The sequence below is a fragment of the Herbaspirillum rhizosphaerae genome (assembly GCF_001189965.1).
GTDB lineage: Bacteria > Pseudomonadota > Gammaproteobacteria > Burkholderiales > Burkholderiaceae_D > Herbaspirillum > Herbaspirillum rhizosphaerae.
The window spans coordinates 289,628-309,871 of record NZ_LFLU01000004.1 but is presented as its reverse complement, the minus strand read 5'-3'; the positions used below and the strand labels follow the sequence as shown (position 1 = coordinate 309,871).

The 20,244-nt window shown below is 58.5% G+C and carries 19 protein-coding genes; 17 read left to right on the top strand and 2 right to left on the bottom strand.

Features of this window, described 5'->3' with window-relative positions:
• Nucleotides 1–80: 80 nt before the first annotated feature.
• A complete protein-coding gene (rlmD, locus tag AKL25_RS08665; RefSeq protein WP_050477234.1) occupies nt 81–1,439 on the top strand; it encodes a 23S rRNA (uracil(1939)-C(5))-methyltransferase RlmD in 1,359 nt (452 codons plus the stop codon).
• Nucleotides 1,440–1,518: 79 nt separating this feature from the next.
• Here rlmD and AKL25_RS08660 read toward each other — a convergent pair whose 3' ends face one another.
• On the bottom strand, nt 1,519–2,211 hold the full coding sequence (locus AKL25_RS08660) for a Bax inhibitor-1/YccA family protein (RefSeq protein WP_050477233.1): 693 nt from the start codon (nt 2,209–2,211) through the stop codon (nt 1,519–1,521).
• A gap of 224 nt (nt 2,212–2,435) precedes the next feature.
• On the opposite strand from AKL25_RS08660, the gene ndk reads away from it, so the two are divergent.
• The 16 genes from ndk to AKL25_RS08580 all read left to right on the top strand — a co-directional run bounded on the left by ndk (nt 2,436) and on the right by AKL25_RS08580 (nt 19,067).
• Nucleotides 2,436–2,861, top strand: coding sequence for a nucleoside-diphosphate kinase (gene ndk / locus AKL25_RS08655; RefSeq protein ID WP_007877268.1), 426 nt, complete (start codon nt 2,436–2,438; stop codon nt 2,859–2,861).
• Nucleotides 2,862–2,928: 67 nt separating this feature from the next.
• Nucleotides 2,929–4,110, top strand: coding sequence for a dual-specificity RNA methyltransferase RlmN (gene rlmN, locus AKL25_RS08650; RefSeq protein WP_050477232.1), 1,182 nt, complete (start codon nt 2,929–2,931; stop codon nt 4,108–4,110).
• Nucleotides 4,107–4,931, top strand: a complete 825-nt coding sequence (pilW, locus tag AKL25_RS08645) for a type IV pilus biogenesis/stability protein PilW (protein WP_050477231.1) — start codon at nt 4,107–4,109, stop codon at nt 4,929–4,931. Before rlmN ends, pilW begins: the two co-directional genes overlap by 4 nt.
• Entirely contained in the window at nt 4,924–5,970 is a 1,047-nt protein-coding gene (locus tag AKL25_RS08640) for a RodZ domain-containing protein (protein WP_050477230.1), read from the top strand. Before pilW ends, AKL25_RS08640 begins: the two co-directional genes overlap by 8 nt.
• A gap of 6 nt (nt 5,971–5,976) precedes the next feature.
• A complete protein-coding gene (gene ispG / locus AKL25_RS08635; RefSeq protein WP_050477229.1) occupies nt 5,977–7,245 on the top strand; it encodes a flavodoxin-dependent (E)-4-hydroxy-3-methylbut-2-enyl-diphosphate synthase in 1,269 nt (422 codons plus the stop codon).
• Nucleotides 7,246–7,317: 72 nt separating this feature from the next.
• Entirely contained in the window at nt 7,318–8,667 is a 1,350-nt protein-coding gene (gene hisS / locus AKL25_RS08630) for a histidine--tRNA ligase (protein WP_050477228.1), read from the top strand.
• Between the two features lie 16 nt (nt 8,668–8,683).
• Nucleotides 8,684–9,334, top strand: a complete 651-nt coding sequence (locus tag AKL25_RS08625; protein WP_050477227.1) for a YfgM family protein — start codon at nt 8,684–8,686, stop codon at nt 9,332–9,334.
• 54 nt (nt 9,335–9,388) lie between these two features.
• The gene (gene bamB, locus AKL25_RS08620) at nt 9,389–10,558 is read left to right on the top strand and encodes an outer membrane protein assembly factor BamB (RefSeq protein WP_050477226.1); all 1,170 of its coding nucleotides are present in this window, start codon (nt 9,389–9,391) and stop codon (nt 10,556–10,558) included.
• Nucleotides 10,559–10,564: 6 nt separating this feature from the next.
• On the top strand, nt 10,565–11,905 hold the full coding sequence (der, locus tag AKL25_RS08615; RefSeq protein WP_050477225.1) for a ribosome biogenesis GTPase Der: 1,341 nt from the start codon (nt 10,565–10,567) through the stop codon (nt 11,903–11,905).
• Between the two features lie 119 nt (nt 11,906–12,024).
• A complete protein-coding gene (hfq, locus tag AKL25_RS08610) occupies nt 12,025–12,264 on the top strand; it encodes an RNA chaperone Hfq (RefSeq protein WP_034297704.1) in 240 nt (79 codons plus the stop codon).
• A 39-nt stretch (nt 12,265–12,303) separates the two neighbouring features.
• Nucleotides 12,304–13,431, top strand: a complete 1,128-nt coding sequence (hflX, locus tag AKL25_RS08605) for a GTPase HflX (RefSeq protein WP_050477305.1) — start codon at nt 12,304–12,306, stop codon at nt 13,429–13,431.
• 119 nt (nt 13,432–13,550) lie between these two features.
• Nucleotides 13,551–14,864, top strand: a complete 1,314-nt coding sequence (gene hflK, locus AKL25_RS08600; protein ID WP_050477224.1) for an FtsH protease activity modulator HflK — start codon at nt 13,551–13,553, stop codon at nt 14,862–14,864.
• Entirely contained in the window at nt 14,864–15,748 is an 885-nt protein-coding gene (gene hflC / locus AKL25_RS08595; protein ID WP_050477223.1) for a protease modulator HflC, read from the top strand. The genes hflK and hflC overlap by 1 nt, the downstream gene beginning before the upstream one ends.
• A 221-nt stretch (nt 15,749–15,969) precedes the next feature.
• Entirely contained in the window at nt 15,970–17,121 is a 1,152-nt protein-coding gene (locus tag AKL25_RS08590; RefSeq protein WP_050477222.1) for an ATP phosphoribosyltransferase regulatory subunit, read from the top strand.
• Between the two features lie 3 nt (nt 17,122–17,124).
• On the top strand, nt 17,125–18,438 hold the full coding sequence (locus tag AKL25_RS08585; RefSeq protein ID WP_050477221.1) for an adenylosuccinate synthase: 1,314 nt from the start codon (nt 17,125–17,127) through the stop codon (nt 18,436–18,438).
• Between the two features lie 92 nt (nt 18,439–18,530).
• Complete coding sequence (locus AKL25_RS08580; RefSeq protein ID WP_050477220.1) at nt 18,531–19,067, top strand: phosphoribosyltransferase; 537 nt, start codon at nt 18,531–18,533, stop codon at nt 19,065–19,067.
• Nucleotides 19,068–19,161: 94 nt separating this feature from the next.
• Here AKL25_RS08580 and AKL25_RS08575 read toward each other — a convergent pair whose 3' ends face one another.
• Nucleotides 19,162–20,217, bottom strand: a complete 1,056-nt coding sequence (locus tag AKL25_RS08575; protein ID WP_050477219.1) for an SDR family oxidoreductase — start codon at nt 20,215–20,217, stop codon at nt 19,162–19,164.
• Nucleotides 20,218–20,244: the final 27 nt, after the last annotated feature.

Sequence of the window (20,244 nt, the reverse complement as noted above, 5' to 3'; positions counted from 1 at the left end):
GCTTCCCTCCGGTCCCCGGATCGCCGACAATAGCGGTTTTAGTTTTTTCGGCTGCGACGGCGGCCGCATCTATAGTTTCTATGCAGCAAAATATTATCGATATCAAAGCCCTCGACATGGATGGGCGCGGCGTCGGCCATCTGGCGAACGAAGATGGCACCCAAGGCAAAGTCGTGTTCGTCGAAGGCGCGTTGCCGGGAGAGCAGGTCAGCTTCCACTCTTATCGCAAGAAGCCGAAGTGGGAAGCCGCCACGATGACGGCCTTGCATCGCGAATCCTCGTTGCGCGTCAAGCCGCAATGCGACTATTTCGGCATCTGCGGCGGCTGCGCCATGCAGCATCTGGAGCCTTCCGCGCAGGTCGCCATGAAGCAGCGCGTGCTGGAAGACAATCTCTGGCATCTCAGCAAGCTCAAGGCCGAGACCATGTTGCGTCCGATTTACGGGCCGACCTGGGGTTACCGTTATCGTGCCCGGATTTCGGTCAAGAACGTGGTCAAGAAAGGCACCGTGCTGGTTGGTTTTCATGAAAAAAAATCGCCCTTCGTGAGCGACATGAAAACCTGTGAAATCCTGCCGCCGCATGTTTCCGCGATGCTGGTGCCGCTGCGCCATCTGATCGGTTCGCTATCCATCATTGAGCGCCTGCCGCAAATCGAGCTGGCGATCGGCGAAGGAGACGACGGCCAGAAAACGACCGTGATGGTGCTGCGCGTGATGGAGCCGCCGAGCGCCGATGATGAAGTCAAGCTGAAGGCCTTCGCCGACGAATACAAGGTCGAATGGTGGTTGCAGCCCAAGGGGCCTGATACCGCTTATCCGTACTATCCGCCGCAGTCGAATCTGCATTACACCTTGCCCGAGTTCGGTATTCGCATGCCGTTCAAGCCGACCGATTTCACGCAGGTCAATCACCAGATCAATCGCGTGCTGGTAGCGCGGGCTCTGCGCCTGCTGGATGCGCAGCCGGAAGACCGCGTCGCCGACTTGTTCTGCGGCCTGGGCAACTTCACTTTGCCGATTGCCACGATGGCGAAAGAGGTGGTCGGTATCGAGGGAAGCACTGCGCTGACGGAGCGTGCGGCTGACAACGCCAAGGTCAACAATGTCGCTGAAAAGACCTCGTTTTATTGCCGCAATCTGTTCGAAGCGACGACGGAAGATTTCGTCGCCTTGGGCAAGTTCGATCGCATGCTGATCGATCCGCCACGCGAAGGCGCGCTGGAAGTATGCAAGGCGATCGCCGGTCTTGGCGAGCAGCACGCTCATCTGAAACCCAAGCGGATCGTATACGTGTCATGCAATCCGGCGACGCTGGCGCGGGACTCCGGCGAGCTGGTGAATGGCGGTGGCTACCGTCTGAAGCTGGCCGGCGTGGTCAACATGTTCCCGCATACGGCGCACGTGGAATCGATGGCGGTTTTCGATCTGGATGAGTGAATCGATTCGTCGCCTGACTGAACGAAAGACGTAAAAAAGCCGACCAGGAGGTCGGCTTTTTATTGGGCGTCAATCGAGATCAGTCGCGGTTGCCGCCAAAGATGCCGAGAATCGACAGCAGGTTGACGAACACGTTGTACACGTCCAGATAAATACGCAGTGTTGCCGAGATGTAATTGGTTTCGCCGCCGTTGATCACTTGCTGCACGTCAAACAGAATGTAGGCAGAGAAGATCGCGATGGCCACCACGGAAATCGTCAGTTGCAGCGCCGGCATTTGCAGGAAAATATTTGCCAGCGACGCCACGACGATCACCAGCAGGCCGGCAAACAGCCATTTGCTCATGCCCGAGAAATCGCGCTTGGATACCGTGGCGACCGTTGCCATCACGCCGAAAATCAGCGCTGTTCCGCCAAATGCCGTCATGATCAGCGTACCGCCGTTGGAAAATCCCAGCGTGTATTCGATCAGGCGCGACAGCATCAGGCCCATGAAGAAGGTGAAGCCGAGCAGCACGGCGACGCCCAGGCCGGAATTCTTGGTTTTTTCGATTGCATAGAAGAAACCGAATGCCACCGCCATGAACACGACGAAACCGATCATCGGGCTGCCGGCGAACATGCTGAAATGCATCTGCACGCCCAGCCATGCACCCAGTACGGTCGGGATCATGGACAATGCGAGTAGCCAGTAAGTGTTGCGCAGCACGCGGTTGCGTACGACGGCGCCGGTGCTGACAGTTTCAAATGCGTTTTGTGGGTATTGACTCATTCTTCCTCCAGTTGCGATAAATGCGAACCAAGCATAGCACGACAGTCCTGTGTAGGACATGTTCCGGGTCGCGAAGTTCGATGAGGGATTTTCTCTTGTATTTGTCAAAATGTCATGCTTTGCAGCAAATTAGGCTGATAAATGGCCTTTTCGTGCTAGAATCAAAGGTTGATTGAATTGTTGATTAACGGCTTAACCCTTTCTTTTTATTGGAGTTTTTACACATGGCAATTGAACGCACCCTGTCGATTATCAAACCGGACGCAGTTGCGAAAAACGTGATCGGTCAGATTTATTCCCGTTTCGAAAACGCCGGCCTGAAAATTATCGCTGCGCGCATGATTCACTTGTCGCGTGCGGAAGCTGAAGGTTTCTACGCGGTTCACCGCGAGCGTCCTTTCTTCAAGGATCTGGTTGACTTCATGGTCTCCGGTCCTGTGATCGTGCAAGCCCTGGAAGGCGAAAATGCCATCCTGAAGCACCGCGACCTGATGGGCGCAACCGATCCGAAGAAGGCAGAAAAAGGCACAATCCGCGCCGATTTCGCTGATTCCATCGATGCCAACGCAGTACACGGTTCCGACGCAGCAGAAACAGCCAAGGTTGAAATCTCGTATTTCTTCCCGGCGCTGAACATCTACTCGCGTTAATTTGCAGCAAGTTGTCCTTGATGTTTAGCGATCTATGCATCAAGGTTAACGAAAAGTGGTACATGTCATGACAACAGCTCTCACCAATCTGCTGGATCTGGATCCCGCGCAACTCGTCGCTTACTGTGGCGAGTTGGGTGAGAAGCCGTTTCGCGCCAAACAATTGCAACGTTGGATACACCAGTACGGTGTGGCCGATTTTGCCGAGATGACAGATCTCGCCAAATCACTGCGTGAAAAGCTGTCCACGCGCGCGTTCGTCGCTGCGCCGGCCATCATCAGTGATCACACTTCTACCGATGGCACCCGCAAATGGCTGGTGGACGTCGGCAACGGCAATGCCGTTGAAACCGTATTCATTCCCGAAGAAAACCGCGGCACCCTGTGTATTTCGACCCAGGCCGGCTGTGCGGTGAACTGCCGTTTCTGCTCGACCGGCAAGCAGGGCTTCAACCGCAACCTGAGCGTGGGCGAAATCATCGGCCAGCTCTGGATGGCCGAGTTTGAGCTGCGCAAGACCAAAGGCGTCGAGGCCGGCCCGAAAGGCGAGCGCCAGATCACCAATGTGGTGATGATGGGCATGGGCGAGCCTTTGCTGAATTTCGAACCTACCGTTACCGCGCTGAAGCTGATGCTCGACGACAACGCCTACGGTCTGTCGCGCCGCCGCGTGACATTGTCGACCAGCGGCGTGGTGCCGATGATCGACAAGCTGTCGCAGGAATGCCCTGTGGCCCTGGCAGTGTCGCTGCACGCATCGAACGATACCTTGCGCGACGGTCTGATTCCCCTGAATAAAAAATATCCGCTGCACGAACTGATGGCTGCCTGCAAACGCTATCTGGAATTCGCGCCGCGTGATTTCGTTACCTTTGAATACTGCATGCTGGACGGCGTCAACGACAGCGACGCGCACGCGCGCGAACTGGTTGCGCTGGTGCAGGGCGGGGGCGACAGCAAGGCTGCCGTGCCGTGCAAATTCAATCTGATTCCTTTCAATCCTTTCCCCGAGTCGGGCTTGAAGCGTTCGCATAATCCGCGGATCAAGGCGTTTGCCCAGATTCTGATGGATGCCGGCATTGTGACGACCATCCGCAAGACGCGCGGCGACGATATCGACGCGGCGTGCGGCCAACTGGCCGGCGAGGTGAAGGATCGTACGCGCGTGCAGGAGCGCATGCAAAAGATGACCGAATACCAGCAAAAATTCGGCAAGGATTTCGGCCGCATCGTGGAGATATCCGGGTGAGGAGAAGCTGGCAGAAAAGCCTTGTGGCGTTTGCGCTGGCGCCTGCTTTGCTGCTGACCGGATGTGCTTCCTCCAAATCGGACATGGCTGCGGCTGCCGCTCCGGATAATTCTGTTCCCAGTCTTCCTCGCGTCGCGGTGCGCGCCGATGCGCAAACGCGCGCGGACATCCGCCTGCAACTGGCGATCGGCTACTACGAGCAGCGTCAGTTCGGCGTGGCGGTGGATGAGGCCGGGTTGGCCTTGCAGGCGCTTCCCGATCTCGCCGACGCCTATAGCGTGAGAGCGCTGGCTTACATGGAAATGGGGCAGGGCCAGCTGGCGGAGAGCGATTTTTTGCGGGCGCTGAAGCTGGCGCCGGGTAATCCGGACTTCGCCAACAACTACGGCTGGTTCTTGTGCAATGACGACCGTGCCGCCGAAGCGATGCCATTTTTTGAATCGGCAATCGGCAACCGTTCCTACCAGTCTCCCGGCAAGGCGCTTGCCAATGCCGGCGCCTGCAGTATGAAATTGCAGGATGCGCAGGCTGCAGAGCGCTATTTTGCGCGGGCATTTCAGTACGAGCCTGCCAGTCTTGCGACGAATGTGAATCTGACCAGGCTGTATTTCGACCGGAATGAGTTCGAGCGCGCTCGCTTTCATATCGGTCTCGCAGCAAAGAATAATGTCCTGGATGTTCAAGCACTATGGCTTGCCATCAAGATTGAACGTAAACTAGGCAATCAATCAGCCGAAAATGATCTGGCGGTGCAGTTGCGCCGCCGCTATCCGTCTTCGTCAGAATACGCGGCTTATCAACGTGGAGCATTTGATGAGTGATCAGCAGGGAAATGAAGCGCCCGTCCCCGAATTCGTATCGGGAACAGAAGAGGTAAAGCAGGTCGCATTACCCGGCGCGCTATTGGCGGCACAACGCCAGGCCAAAGGCTGGTCTGTAGAACATGCTGCCAGCCAGCTGAAGTTTGCAACCCGGCAAGTGATCGCGCTTGAAGCCGATAACTATGCCGCGTTGCCGGGCGCGGTCATCGTGCGGGGTTTTGTACGCGCCTACGCCAAGCTGCTGGGGCTGGATGCCAATGCCCTGGTAGCGATGTTGCCGCAGGAAGGTCCTGCCCGTAACGAACCGATCGTGCCGCAACGCACCTTGTCGACGCCGTTTTCGGAGTCGCCGCTGCCGCTGGGAAATCGCAGCGCAATATCGCCTGGATTGATCGTGGGCGGCATTTTGGTGGTCATTCTGGCGGGGGCGGCAATCGCTATCCACGAAACGGATCTGTTGAGCGGCGTGCCGCAGATGGCCTGGCTGAAATCAGCCGCCAGCAAGACCGCTGCGACGGAAGAGTCGCAAGCGCCGGTGCAGGCGGCAGAAACACAGGATCTGCCTCCCGAAGTCCAGGATGGATCGGACAAGAGCAAACTGGAAAAGGTTGAGTCGGCAGTAACAAGTGCGGCAAGCGCGACCAGCTCGGCGATCACGAATGTGTCCGAGCGCGTGGCCAGCGTTGTTTCGACGCCCGCGCCTCAGCCTGAAACTGCGCCTGCAGAAAAGCCTGCAGCGACCGTCGCATCGGCGCCGGTGAATCCGGCGTCTCCCGTCACGGGCGGGCTGAATATCAGCAACAGCAAGGATTTGCTGCGACTGACTTTCCGCGAGGATTCATGGGTCGAGATTCGCCGCAACGACAAGACGACCATAATTTCCCGTCTGCTGAAGGCAGGCACTTCGGAGTCGTTCGATATCACGGAGCCGGTAACGCTGGTGATCGGCAATGCTGCCGGCGTTGACGCCAGCTTGCGTGGTTCCAAGCTGGATTTGCAGGCGACCGGCAATAATGTAGCTCGTCTGAGTTTGAAATAAACACGTATGTCATCTTCATCTTTTCCGATTGCATCTGGTCCGCTGGCTCGCCGCCAGCGCCGTCGCACCGTCATCAGCTACGGTGAGCGGCAAGTCATCGTGGGCGGCGGCGCACCGGTGATGGTGCAGTCGATGACCAACACCGATACCGCCGACGCCATCGGCACGGCGATCCAGATCAAGGATCTCGCGCGTGCGGGTTCGGAAGTGGTGCGTATTACCGTCAATTCGCCGGAGGCCGCAGCTGCCGTGCCGGCGATTCGCGAGCAGCTGGATCGCATGGGCGTGGATGTGCCGCTGGTCGGCGACTTCCACTACAACGGCCATACGCTGTTGAACGACTATCCCGATTGCGCGCAGGCGCTGTCGAAGTACCGTATCAATCCGGGCAATGTGGGCAAGGGCGCCAAGCGCGACACCCAGTTTGCGCAGATGATCGAAGTCGCCTGCCGCTACGACAAGCCGGTGCGCATCGGCGTCAACTGGGGCAGTCTCGACCAGGCGCTGCTGGCGCGCATCATGGACGAAAACGCCCAGCGCAAAGAACCCTGGCCGGCGCAGGCGGTGATGTATGAGGCGCTGGTGACATCGGCAATTGAAAATGCCCAGCGCGCCGAAGAACTCGGCATGGACGGCAACAAGATCATTTTGTCCTGCAAGGTTTCCGGCGTGCAGGACCTGATCGCGGTGTATCGCGAACTGGCGCGTCGTTGCGATTACCCCTTGCATCTGGGGCTGACCGAAGCCGGCATGGGCAGCAAGGGCATCGTCGCTTCGACGGCGGCCTTGTCGGTGTTGCTGCAGGAAGGCATCGGCGACACCATCCGCATTTCGCTGACGCCGGAGCCGGGCGGCGACCGTACCCGCGAAGTCATTGTCGGCCAGGAAATCCTGCAGACCATGGGCTTGCGCAAGTTCACGCCGATGGTGATCGCTTGTCCCGGCTGCGGCCGGACCACGTCGACGGTGTTCCAGGATCTGGCAGACAAGATCCAGACCTACCTGCGCGAGCAGATGCCGCTATGGAAGGGCGTCTACCCCGGCGTCGAAAGCATGAACGTCGCGGTGATGGGCTGTATCGTCAACGGCCCCGGCGAATCCAAGCATGCAAACATCGGCATCAGCCTGCCGGGAACCGGCGAATCTCCTGCGGCGCCGGTCTTTATCGACGGCGAGAAGCGCATGACGCTGCGCGGCGATCATATCGCAGAAGAATTCCAGTCCATCGTCCTGGAATACGTGCAATCGCATTACAGCAAACAAACCGCGGCCTGAGGTCGCGCTGATCGCCGGCATCCCGTGCTCGCCCGGGCGTTGCGGACGACATAACCTTTACTGAATACAAGCATGTCTGAAAACAAGAAAATCGAAAAAATCGTTGGCGTCAAAGGAATGAACGACATTCTTCCTGCCGACGCGCCGTTGTGGGAATTGTTTGAGAATACCGTGCATTCGGTGTTGAAGAGCTACGGCTTCCAGCAGATCCGCACGCCCATCGTTGAGCCTACCGCCTTGTTCTCGCGCGGCCTGGGCGAAGTCACGGATATCGTCGAGAAGGAAATGTATTCCTTCACCGATTCGATGAATGGCGACAACCTGACGCTGCGTCCGGAAAACACCGCCAGCGTGGTGCGCGCGGCGCTTGAGCACAACCTGACGTACGACGGTCCCAAGCGTCTCTGGTACGCAGGCCCGATGTTCCGTCACGAGCGTCCGCAGCGCGGCCGTTATCGTCAGTTCCATCAGGTGGGAGCCGAAGCGCTGGGCTTCACCGGCCCGGACATCGATGCCGAGCTGATCATGATGTGTCAGCGCCTGTGGGACGATCTGGGTCTGGAAGACATTCGCCTCGAACTCAATTCCATTGGCAACGCCGAAGAACGCAGCAAGCATCGCACCGATCTGATCGCCTATTTCGAACAGCACAAAGAGCTGCTCGATACGGACGCGCAGCGCCGTCTGCATTCGAATCCGCTGCGCATTCTGGATACCAAGAATCCGACCATGCAAGACATGGTCAATGCGGCGCCCAAGTTGCTGGACTATCTGGGCGAAGAGTCGCGCGCGCATTTCGAAGGCGTGCAAAAGATCCTGAACCACAACAACATTCCGTTTACCATCAATCCGCGCCTGGTGCGCGGCATGGATTATTACAACCGCACCGTGTTCGAATGGGTCACCGACCAGCTCGGCTCGCAAGGCACCGTTTGCGGCGGCGGTCGTTATGATCCGTTGATCGAAATGTTCGGCGGCAAGCCGACGCCGGCCTGCGGTTTTGCCATGGGCGTCGAGCGTTTGCTGGAGCTGATGAAGGCCAGCGGCGAGCAATATGCGCCGAACCAATGCGACGTCTATCTGGTCCATCAGGGCGAGGCTGCGCAATTGCAATCCTTTGTCATGGCGGAAAGATTGCGCGGTGCCGGGCTGGATGTTGTGCTACATTGCGCATCGGCGAGCGCCGGCGGCAGCTTCAAGTCGCAAATGAAGAAGGCCGACGCCAGCGGTGCAGCGTTTGCAGTCATCATCGGCGAAGATGAAATGGCAAATGCGACGGCAACGGTCAAGAGCCTGCGCGCGGAAGAAGGCGAAAGCAGCCAGCAGGTCACGATTCCATTCGACGGCGTGCCCGACTATGTGGTGGACCAGATCGTCGGCGACCACGACCATGATCACGACCACGTTCATTATCACCCTTAATTTTTAGACATATTTCATGGCATACGATCTCGAAGAACAAGAACAGTTGGCTTCCATCAAGGCGTGGTGGAGCAAGTACGGCAATCTTCTGACCTGGGTATTGATCATCGCACTGGCAGCCTATGCAGCCTGGAGCGGCTGGAATATTTATCAGAACAAGCAATCCCAGCAGGCGTCGCAGCTGTACGACGAGCAGCAACGCGCCGTCGAAGCCAAGGACAATGCCAAGGTATTGCGCGCAGCAACCGACATGCAGGAAAAATTCAGCGGTACCGCCTATGCGCAGATGAGCGCGCTGGTGTCCGCCAAGGTTGCATTCGACGCCAATGACAGCGAAACCGCCAAGAAGCAGCTGCAATGGGTGATCGATCACGGCCGCGATGCAGAATACAAGGCGATCGCGTCGATCCGCCTGGCCGGCGTGCTGCTTGACGCCAAGGCCTACGACGATGCGCTCAAACTGCTGTCAGGCGATTTCCCCGCACAGTTTGCCGGCGCCGTCGCCGATCGCAAGGGCGACATCCTGGTGGCGCAAGACAAGCGCGATGACGCGCGTGCGGCTTACCAGCTGGCGCTGGACAAAACAGACCAGCGCAGCCCGGGCCGCCAACTGATTCAGTTGAAGCTCGACGCCATCGGCGGCGCCCCGGCCAAGGCTGCGGCCTGATCATCGCCATAACCGCACTCCAACATCGTGAAATTCGGTAAGAGGAAAAACAATATGCGTCGTGAGTCACAAGTCGTTTCCCTGCGTGCAGGTTCGTTGGCTGTCAAGCTGAGCGCGCTGGCTGCAGTTGCTTTGTTGTCGGGCTGCTCGCTGTTTTCCAGCAAGAAGGAAGTGAATCCGCCGGCGGCATTGCTTGAGTTCAAGCAAACCTTGCGCACCAAGACCGTCTGGACTGCTTCGGTCGGCAAAGCCGGCAATTTCGTGTTCAGCCCGGTGTATGCGGCTGACAGCGTGTTTGCAGCAGGCGCCGACGGCACGGTCACACGCCTGAACGCGGCGACCGGGCAGACCATGTGGCGCATCAGCGCAGGTTCGCTGACTGCCGGTGTCGGCAGCGACGGCACCACGGTTGCAGTTGTCGGCGAGAAGGGCGTTGTTCAGGCCTTTGACGCCAGCGGCAAGTCGCTGTGGAAGGCGTCGGCGCCAACCGAAGTGCTGTCGGCGCCTGCAGTAGGCTACGGTCTGGTGGTGGTGCGCAGCATCGATAACCGTATTACCGCGTTTGACGCGGAAAGCGGCGCGCGTCGCTGGAGCATCCTGCGTCCGCTGCCGTCGCTGACGCTGCGCACGGCGCCGGGTATTGTGCTCGATTCGCAGAGCGCCTACGTCGCCTTGCCGGGCGGCCGTTTGTCGGCGCTGGCATTGAATAACGGCGGTCCGCGTTGGGAAGTCGCCGTCGGCGATCCGCGCGGTACGACGGAACTCGAACGCATCGCCGATGTGTCCGGCGTGCCTGCACTGGGTGTCCGTGACGTGTGCGCCGTGGCGTATCAGGGCCGTATCGGCTGCTTCGATGTCGGCAACGGCAACGTGCGCTGGGGCAAGGAATTTTCGAGCGACTCCGGCGTGACGCTGGATGACCGTTACGTCTTCTCCGCAGATGACAAGGGCGGCGTGACCGAATTTGCCCGCGATACCGGTGCGTCCATGTGGCACAACACCAAATTGTCTTATCGCCGTCTGTCCGCGCCGATTGCTGTTGGCAAAGCGGTCGCAGTGGGCGATTATCAGGGTTACATCCATTTCTTGTCGCGTGACGATGGTTCATTCGTCGCACGTACAAGCACTGACGGCAGCCCGATTCAAGTGACGCCGATTGCCGTTGGGCAAAACGTCGTTTTTCAAACTCAAGCAGGAACACTGGTCGCCTTGGCGGCAGAATAATATTTAATGAAGCCGGTTATTGCACTTGTTGGTCGTCCCAATGTCGGTAAGTCGACATTGTTTAATCGGCTCACCCGTTCACGTGATGCGCTGGTCGCAGACTTGCCCGGGTTGACCCGGGATCGTCACTACGGCGAAGGCCGGGTCGGCGAACGCCCCTTTCTGGTGATTGACACCGGCGGTTTCGAGCCGGTCGCCAAAGAGGGCATCATGTATGAAATGGCCAAACAGACCAAGCAGGCGGTGGTCGAGGCCGATGTCGTGATCTTTATCGTCGATGGTCGCCAGGGGCTGACCCCGCACGACAAGACCATCACGGACTTCCTGCGCAAGTCCGGGCGCTCGGTCATGCTGGTGGTCAACAAGGCCGAAGGCATGAAGTACACCTCGGTGACTGCCGATTTCTACGAGCTTGGCCTTGGTGATCCTTACGTGATCTCCGCCGCGCATGGCGACGGCGTCGCCGATCTGGTCGATGAAGCATTGGATATCGCCGTTGCCCAGCGGCCCGATCTCGGTGAAGAAGTTGATGTCGCACGCGGCGTCAAGATCGCCATCGTCGGTCGTCCGAATGTGGGCAAGTCGACGCTGGTCAATACCTTGCTCGGCGAAGAGCGCGTCATTGCATTCGACATGCCCGGCACCACGCGCGACTCGATCGAAATTCCATTCGAACGCGACGGCAAGCAATACACGCTGATCGACACGGCGGGTATCCGTCGCCGCGGTAAGGTATTCGAAGCGATTGAGAAATTTTCCGTCGTGAAGACGCTGCAATCGATCTCGGAAACCAACGTCGTCCTGCTGCTGCTCGATGCGCAGCAGGATATCTCCGAGCAGGACGCTCACATCGCCGGCTTCGTGCTGGAGTCGGGGCGTGCGCTGGTGGTCGGCGTCAACAAGTGGGACGGTCTGCAAAGCGATCGTCGCGACGAGATCAAGATGGATCTGGAGCGCAAGCTCAGTTTCCTGTCGTTTGCCAAATTCCATTTCATCTCGGCGCTGAAGTCGACCGGCATCGGTCCGCTGATGAAGTCCATCGATTCAGCCTATGCTGCAGCGATGTCCAACCTGACCACGCCGAAGCTCACGCGTGCACTGATCGAAGCAGTCGAACATCAGCAACCGCGCCGCAAGGGATCGATCCGTCCGAAACTGCGCTATGCGCATCAGGGCGGCATGAATCCGCCTGTCGTGGTGATCCACGGCAATGCGCTTGAAGGCGTGGACGAGAGCTACAAACGTTATCTCGAAAAGCATTTTCGTGAAACTTTCTCGCTGGTTGGCACTCCACTCCGTATCGAGTTCCGCTCGAGCAAGAATCCTTTCATTCGGCAAGATAAGTAGTTTCAAATCTTGGCGGTAGGTAGGAAATCGTTTACATTCATAACGCATAGATTGGTAAAGCACTTGAAATTTTGTCAGGTGCCTCCAAATCCTAATCACAACAACACAGTGGAGCTGCCATGAGCAACAAAGGGCAATTGTTACAAGACCCATTTCTTAACGCCTTAAGAAAAGAACACGTCCCCGTTTCCATCTATTTGGTAAACGGCATCAAACTGCAAGGTCATGTGGAGTCGTTCGACCAGTACGTCGTCCTGCTGCGCAACACCGTCACACAAATGGTATACAAACACGCCATTTCCACCGTCGTTCCAGCCCGCGCCGTCAATTTGAGTCTCGATTCGGCAGAAGCGGAATAATGGCTTATTCAGCCGGCTTTACGCCGTGTGCATTTTGATATGCGTGCCGCGCTAGTCGGCCTGGATTTCGGCAAGAGCGATTTTGCCGCTAGTCTGGATGAGCTGTTTTTGCTGGCAAAGTCCGCTGGCGCCGAGCCCGTTACCACCATTACGGGCAAGCGCGCCAGTCCGGATGCTGCTTTGTTTGTCGGTTCCGGCAAGGCTCAGGAAGTCGCTGACGCCGTCGCCGATCTGCAACTCGACATTGTCATCTTCAATCACGCTTTGTCTCCTGCCCAGCAGCGCAATCTTGAGCGCGTGCTGAAGACGCGTGTGCTCGATCGCACCAGTCTGATTCTCGATATCTTTGCCCAACGGGCCAAAAGTCACGAAGGCAAGGTTCAGGTCGAGTTGGCGCAGCTGCAACATCTGGCGACACGCCTGATTCGCGGCTGGACTCACTTGGAGCGGCAAAAGGGCGGTATCGGCCTGCGCGGTCCCGGTGAAACCCAGCTGGAAACCGACCGTCGCCTGCTCGGCGACCGGGTCAAGGCTTTGCGCGGCCAGTTGGACAAGTTGCATCGTCAGCATGCGACGCAACGCCGCGCACGCGGTCGTAACGATACATTTTCCGTTTCCCTGGTCGGCTACACCAATGCCGGCAAGTCGACGGTATTCAACGCCATGGCCAAGGCCGGCGTGTATGCGGCAAACCAGCTGTTCGCCACTCTCGACACGACCTCGCGCCGCGTCTATCTGGGCGAAGTCGGTCATGTCGTGATATCGGATACCGTCGGTTTTATCCGCGAGTTGCCCCACCAATTGGTGGCGGCGTTCCGGGCGACACTGGAAGAGACCATTCACGCCGATCTGCTGCTGCACGTTGTCGATGCGGCAAGCCCGGTCCGGATGGAGCAGATTGAGCAAGTCAACCTTGTGCTCAAAGAGATCGGCGCGGATCATATTCCGCAGATTCTGATCTGGAACAAGATCGACGCCGCCGAGCTGGAACCGGCGGTCGAGTATGACGAGTATGGTAGAATCCACCGGGTTTTTATTAGTGCGAAAACCGGTGCAGGCCTGGATTTGTTGCGGCAGGCAATTGCCGATTCACTCAGGTCTTCGATCGAGGCGCGCAGGAGTGCGCAGTCTCAGGTTGTCGATTCTCAAGATGTGCACGCGCATTAGGTCGCTGCAGTCGTTCGTCGGGCGCTTTGATCGGGCCTGATTAAGCCAGATTAAGCAGTTCCCGAAGTTGGCGGGCATTCCCTTTTGATTCAATTTACTATTAAGCCGGATCGCAACGCATGCTTGTTTCTCTATTCAAAAAACTCGGTTTGAAATTCTCGCTGAACGACCCTCAATGGGGGCGCGGTTCGCAAGACGACAACAACCGTCAAAATCAGAATAACGGCGGTAATGGCAACAAGAAGCCGGAAGACGGTCCTCCGGATCTCGACCAGCTCTGGCGCGACTTCAACCAGCGTGTAAGCCGCCTGTTCGGCAAACGCGGCGGTGGCGGCTCCGACAACGGCGACGGCAATTTCAATCGCGGCGACATCAAGGGTGCGGGCATCGGTGCCGGCGTCATCGCGGTGATCGTTGCCTTCCTCTGGCTGGCCAGCGGTTTCTTCATCGTGCAGGAAGGCCAGACCGCGGTCGTCATGACCTTCGGCAAATACAGCCATACCACGCTGCCGGGCTTCAACTGGCGCTGGCCTTATCCGGTGCAAAGCCACGAAATCGTCAACGTCTCGCAAGTGCGTACGGCGGAAATCGGCTATCGCAGCAATGCCAAGAACAAGCAACTCAAAGAAGCGCTGATGCTGACCGATGACGAAAACATCATCGACATCCAGTTCGCAGTGCAATACAAGCTCAAGAATGCCGCCGAATGGCTGTTCAACAACCGCGACCAGGATGAAACGGTGCGCCAGGTTGCCGAAACCGCCATTCGCGAAATCGTCGGCCGCAGCAAGATGGACTTCGTCCTGTACGAAGGCCGCGAAAAGGTGGCGCTTGACGTCGGCCAGCTGATGCAACAGATTCTGGACCGCTACAAGTCCGGCGTGCAGATCACCAACGTCACCATGCAAGGCGTACAACCGCCGGAGCAGGTGCAGGCGGCATTCGATGACGCCGTCAAGGCTGGTCAGGACCGCGAGCGCCAGAAAAATGAGGGCCAGGCCTACGCCAACGACGTGATTCCGAAGGCCAGCGGTGCGGCATCGCGCTTGCTGGAGGAGGCGGAAGCCTATCGTTCGCGCATCGTCGCCAACGCAGAGGGTGATGCCGCGCGTTTCAAGCAGGTTCTGGACGAATACCAGAAAGCGCCTGCGGTGACGCGCGACCGCATGTATCTGGAAACCATGCAGCAGATCTTCACCAACACGACCAAGGTCATGGTGGACGCCAAGAGCGGCAACAATCTGTTGTATCTGCCATTGGATAAACTGATCCAGCAAACCGACAGCGCCAATGCTGCCAAGCCAGCGACCGCGCCGGCCGCCGCAGCGACAACGCCAACACTTCCAGGAAGCGACCCAGTGTATTCAGTCGATGTTCAGCGTGATTCCCGCAATCGGGATGCACGTGATTCCCGTGATCGCGAGGTGCGCTAATGAGCCGCCTGATCACCAGCGTTATTGCCGTCATCGTTGCCCTCTGGCTTCTGTCTTCGACCATCTTCGTCGTCGAGCAACGCCAGTCGGCCATCGTGTTTGCCCTCGGTGAGGTCAAGCAGGTCGTGACCGAGCCGGGTCTGCACTTCAAACTGCCGCCGCCGTTCCAGAACGTGATTTACCTCGACAAGCGCATCCAGACCCTGGATACGCCTGATGCCGACCGTTTCATCACGGCCGAGAAGAAAAACGTGCTGGTCGATTCTTTCGTCAAATGGCGTATCGTCGATCCGCGTCTGTACTTCATCAGTTTCGGCGGTGATGATCGTCGCGCTCAGGACCGCCTGTCGCAGATCGTCAAAGCCGCCTTGAATGAAGAAATCACCAAGCGCACCGTGCGTGAAGTGATTTCCGGCGAACGCGGCAAGGTAATGGATGCGATCCAGCGCAAGGTCGCGATCGAAGCCAAGCAGATCGGCGCCGAGATTATCGACGTGCGTCTGCGTCGCGTCGACTATGTCGACCAGATCAATAATTCGGTCTACGACCGCATGAAATCCGAGCGCGCCCGCGTCGCCAACGAATTGCGTTCCACCGGCGCCGCCGAGTCGGAAAAGATTCGCGCCGATGCCGATCGTCAACGCGTCGTGATTCTGGCGGAAGCGTATCGCGATGCCGAAAAAGTCCGCGGCGCCGGCGATGCCAAGGCTTCGCAGATTTATGCCCAGGCGTTCGGACAGAATCCCGAGTTTTACAAGTTCTATCGCAGTCTTGAGGCGTATCGTGCAAGCTTCAAGAACCGCCATGATTTGATGGTAGTAGATCCCAATTCCGAGTTCTTCAAATATTTCAAGGGTGTGGGAGGCATCAGCACCAAGAAATAAGGCAAGACCGAGAGCAAGATCGTAATATGTGGGTCAGGATGTAAAGGATGGATGCTGCTTGTTGAGGGCATCTTTCCATTTTGTAGCCCACATATTTGTTTCCCTGATTAAATGCGATTCCTACAAGGCATGCACGTCTTTTGACGTGTGTGCCTTGCCGCGTGTAAGAAGGGCGTTGCCTGAATGCATTGTCCAACACATTTTTCTGATTGATTCGTTTTATGCCGAACTGGCTTCTTCCTGAAAATATCGCCGATGTCTTGCCGTCCGAAGCGCGCAAGATTGAGGAATTGCGCCGCCGCATGCTCGACAATTTCCGCCTGTACGGCTACGAAATGGTCATGCCGCCGCTGCTCGAATATCTTGAGTCCCTGCTGACAGGCGCCGGGCAGGATACCGATCTGCGCACCTTCAAGCTGGTCGACCAACTGTCGGGACGTACCTTGGGTGTGCGTGCCGACATGACGACGCAAGTGGCCCGTATCGATGCGCATTTGCTCAACCGTGATTCCGTGACCCGCCTGTGCTACGCCGGCAGCGTGCTGCATACGCGTCCTTCCGGCCTGCATGCGACGCGCGAGCCGCTGCAGATCGGCGCCGAGATCTACGGTCATGCCGGTCTGGAAGCGGACGCGGAGATCCAGGAACTGGCACTGGCTTCGCTGGCGCTGGCCGGCATCGCCAAGGTCCGCCTGGACCTGTGCCACGTCGGCGTGCTGCGCGCCATCATCGCCAATGATGAGAAGGCCAACAAGCAGGCGGCGCAATTGTTCGGTTTGCTGGAGTCCAAGGATATTCCCGGCCTGCAAGTATTGACCAAAGATTATCAGCCCGTCACTCGCGGCGCCTTGCTGGCGCTGCCGGGACTGTACGGCGACAGCGAAGTCATCGAGCGCGCCCGCAAGGCCTTGCCGCCGTTGCCGGGCATCGCGCAGGCGCTGGACGAGCTGCAGGCGCTGGCGCAACTGGCCGGCGAAGCCAACGTCACCATCGACCTGGCGGATTTGCGCGGCTACCACTATCACAGCGGCGTGATGTTTGCCGCCTATGTGCCGGGCCTGCCCAACGCAGTCGTGCGCGGCGGCCGTTACGACCACGTCGGCGAAGCATTCGGACGCGCGCGTCCTGCAACCGGTTTTTCCATGGATTTGCGCGAACTGGCACGTCTGATGCCGGGCGCGGAAAGAAAACGTGCAATTCGCGCACCGTGGGGTACCGAGGCCGGTTTGCGTGAGAAAATAGCGGAATTGCGTCGGGCCGGGGAAATTGTGATTCAGAGTCTCCCCGGACACGAAAACGACCAGGACGAGTTTGATTGCGATCGCGCAGTGGAGCTCAGCAATGGAAATTGGATTATCAAAAACTTAGGTTAAGCCATGTTACAGAAAAGCAATGCAAAGAACGTCGTCGTCATTGGTACCCAGTGGGGCGATGAAGGTAAGGGTAAGATCGTCGATTGGCTGACCGATCACGCGCAAGGCGTGGTGCGTTTCCAGGGCGGCCACAACGCAGGTCATACGCTGGTCATCGGCGGCAAGAAGACTGCTCTGCAATTGATTCCGTCGGGCATCATGCGTGCCGGCGTGGCTTGCTATATCGGCAATGGCGTGGTCCTGTCCGTGCCTGATCTGCTGCGTGAAATCGACAAGCTGGAAGCTGCCGGCGTTGAAGTCGCCTCGCGCCTGAAGGTGTCCGAAGCCTGTCCGCTGATCCTGCCTTACCACGTTGCATTGGACGTCGCGCGCGAAGCCGCTCGCGGCGCCGCCAAGATCGGCACTACCGGCAAGGGCATCGGCCCGGCCTATGAAGACAAGGTGGCGCGCCGCGCCATCCGCGTTGCCGACCTGCTCAACGAAAAGCGTTTCGCCGAAAAGCTGCTGGAAAACCTGGACTATCACAACTTCGTCCTGACCCAATACCTGAAGACCCAGCCGGTCGACTTCCAGAAGACCCTGGACGATGCGCTGGCCAACGTGCCGCGTCTCAAGCCGATGGTCGCCGATGTGTCCAACGACCTGCACATCGCCAACCAAAAGGGCGCCAACCTGTTGTTCGAAGGCGCGCAAGGCAGCTTGCTGGACGTCGATCACGGCACCTATCCGTTCGTGACATCGAGCAACTGCGTGGCCGGCAATGCCGCAGCAGGCGCCGGCGTCGGTCCTGACATGCTGCACTACATCATGGGCATCACCAAGGCTTACACCACGCGTGTCGGTTCCGGCCCGTTCCCGGCAGAACTGCCGACCGATGCCGGCGTCGGCAAGCACCTGGCGTCCGTCGGCCACGAGTTCGGCACCGTGACCGGTCGTGCACGCCGTTGCGGCTGGTTCGATGCGGCGCTGCTGAAGCGTTCGGTGCAGATCAATGGCGTGTCCGGCATGTGCCTGACCAAGCTCGACGTGCTGGACGGCCTGGAATCGCTCAAGCTGTGCACCGGCTACACCCTCAACGGCAAGACCGTGGACATCTTCCCGGTCGGCGCTGAAGAAGCCGCCGCCTGCCAGCCGATCTACGAAGAAATGCCGGGCTGGAAAGAATCCACCGTCGGCGTACAATCGCTGGACGGCCTGCCGGCCAATGCACGCGCCTACATCAAGCGCATTGAAGAACTGGTCGGCGTACCTATCGACATGATTTCCACCGGTCCTGACCGCGAAGAAACCATCGTTCTGCGCCATCCGTTCAAGTAATCCAGCAATCCGGCAATTCAGTACGAGCGGCGAACAACCTGTTGTTCGCCGTTCTCACAAGAAAAGCAATTCCGTAAGACGAGTACTCAAAAATGAAAATATCCGACGATAAAGACCTGTGGGTCTCCTGGGATGACTACAACCGCAGCATCGAAAAACTGGCCCTGAAAGTCTATGAATCGGGCTGGCAGTTCGATCAGGTGTTGTGTCTGGCGCGTGGCGGCCTGCGTCCCGGCGATGTGTTCTCGCGCATCTTCGACGTGCCGCTGGCGATCCTGTCGACCAGCTCCTACCGCGAAGCGGCCGGCACCATTCGCAGCAGCCTGGACATCGCCAAGTACATCACCATCACCAAGGGCAGCCTGTCGGGCCGTGTCTTGCTGGTGGACGACCTGGTCGACTCCGGCGTGACCCTGCAAAAGGTGCAGATGCACCTCAAGGAGCACTATCCGGCCGTGACCGACATCAAATCGGCCGTGCTGTGGTGGAAGGCATGCTCCATCGTCGAGCCGGACTATCACCTCGACTACCTGCCGACCAATCCCTGGATTCATCAGCCGTTCGAAGACTACGACGGCCTTGGCCCGCATCAGCTGGCGGCGTGGATCAAGAAGGGCGAGTCGCAGTAATTCGTCGTTCGTCCGCGACAAAGAAAAAGAGCTTACGCAATAACGTAAGCTCTTTTTTTATGCCCGCCGTTTTCACGGATGAAGCATGTTCAAATCAGGGAATGATCTTGCGGCGGCGGAAGTCGTCGAAGATCTTCATGAACATTGCCTCGGTCTCGACATAGTCATGAAACCCGAAGCGGCGCGCCTTGGATCCGTCGCCGAACATGTCGTAATCCCATGAAAAGACGAAGTCGCTGAATTCCCACGACGACAAGTCGGCGAAGCGGTGCGGCGCCAGATCGTGCTTGTCGACGATCTGCTGCCACAAGCCGGCCTTGTCGGCCATGACCGAGCTCAGCGACAAGGGCAGCGGCGGCGCCGCCTCCAGGTCGAAGTAGCGGGCAATCTTCGGCCACATCTCGCTCCAGCGGAACAAGTCGCCGTTGCCGATGTTGAAGGCCTGGTTGCCGCAACGCGGATCGGTCGCCGCCCACACCGTGGCTTTCGCCAGCAGCCCGGCGTCGGTCATCTCCACCAGCTTGTCATAGGCCCCCGGTTTGCCGGGAAAGCGCAACGGCAGGCCGAGTTCTTTCGACACCGATGCATACACCGCAATCGCCAGCGCCAGATTCATGGGATTGCCCAGCGCAAAGCCGCCGACCACCGCCGGCCGGATGCCGGACCAGGCCCACGATTTGCCTCGCTGGCGGTGTTCCAGACAGGTCTGCTGGTCGAGCATGAATTCCGGCGGCATGAAATGCGCATCGGTTTCGCGCGCCGGCGTTTTGAACGGACCGAGATGGCCGCCGTACACCTTGTAGCCCTGCATCAGGCTGACATGCTGCAGATCGGCTGCGACGGGCTCGATACTTTCCAGTGTGTTGACCAGCATCGCCAAGTTCGGCGCCACCAGTTCGGCCCAGGTCGGGCGGTGCTGATAGGCGGCGTAGAAGATGTGCGTGATTTGCGTCAGGCCGCCCAGTTTGGCGCGGGCGTCGGCGGCGTCGAGCAGGTCGACCGCAATCTGCCGCACGCGCTCGTCCGACTCGCCGCCGCGGCGCGACAGGCCGATGATGTTCCAGTCTTCCAGGCCGCGCAGATGATCGATCAGGTTGCGGCCGATGACGCCTTGGGCGCCGACTACCAGAGCTGTTTTTTGCGGATTCATGATGGATACCCGGATCGGAGTTGGCGT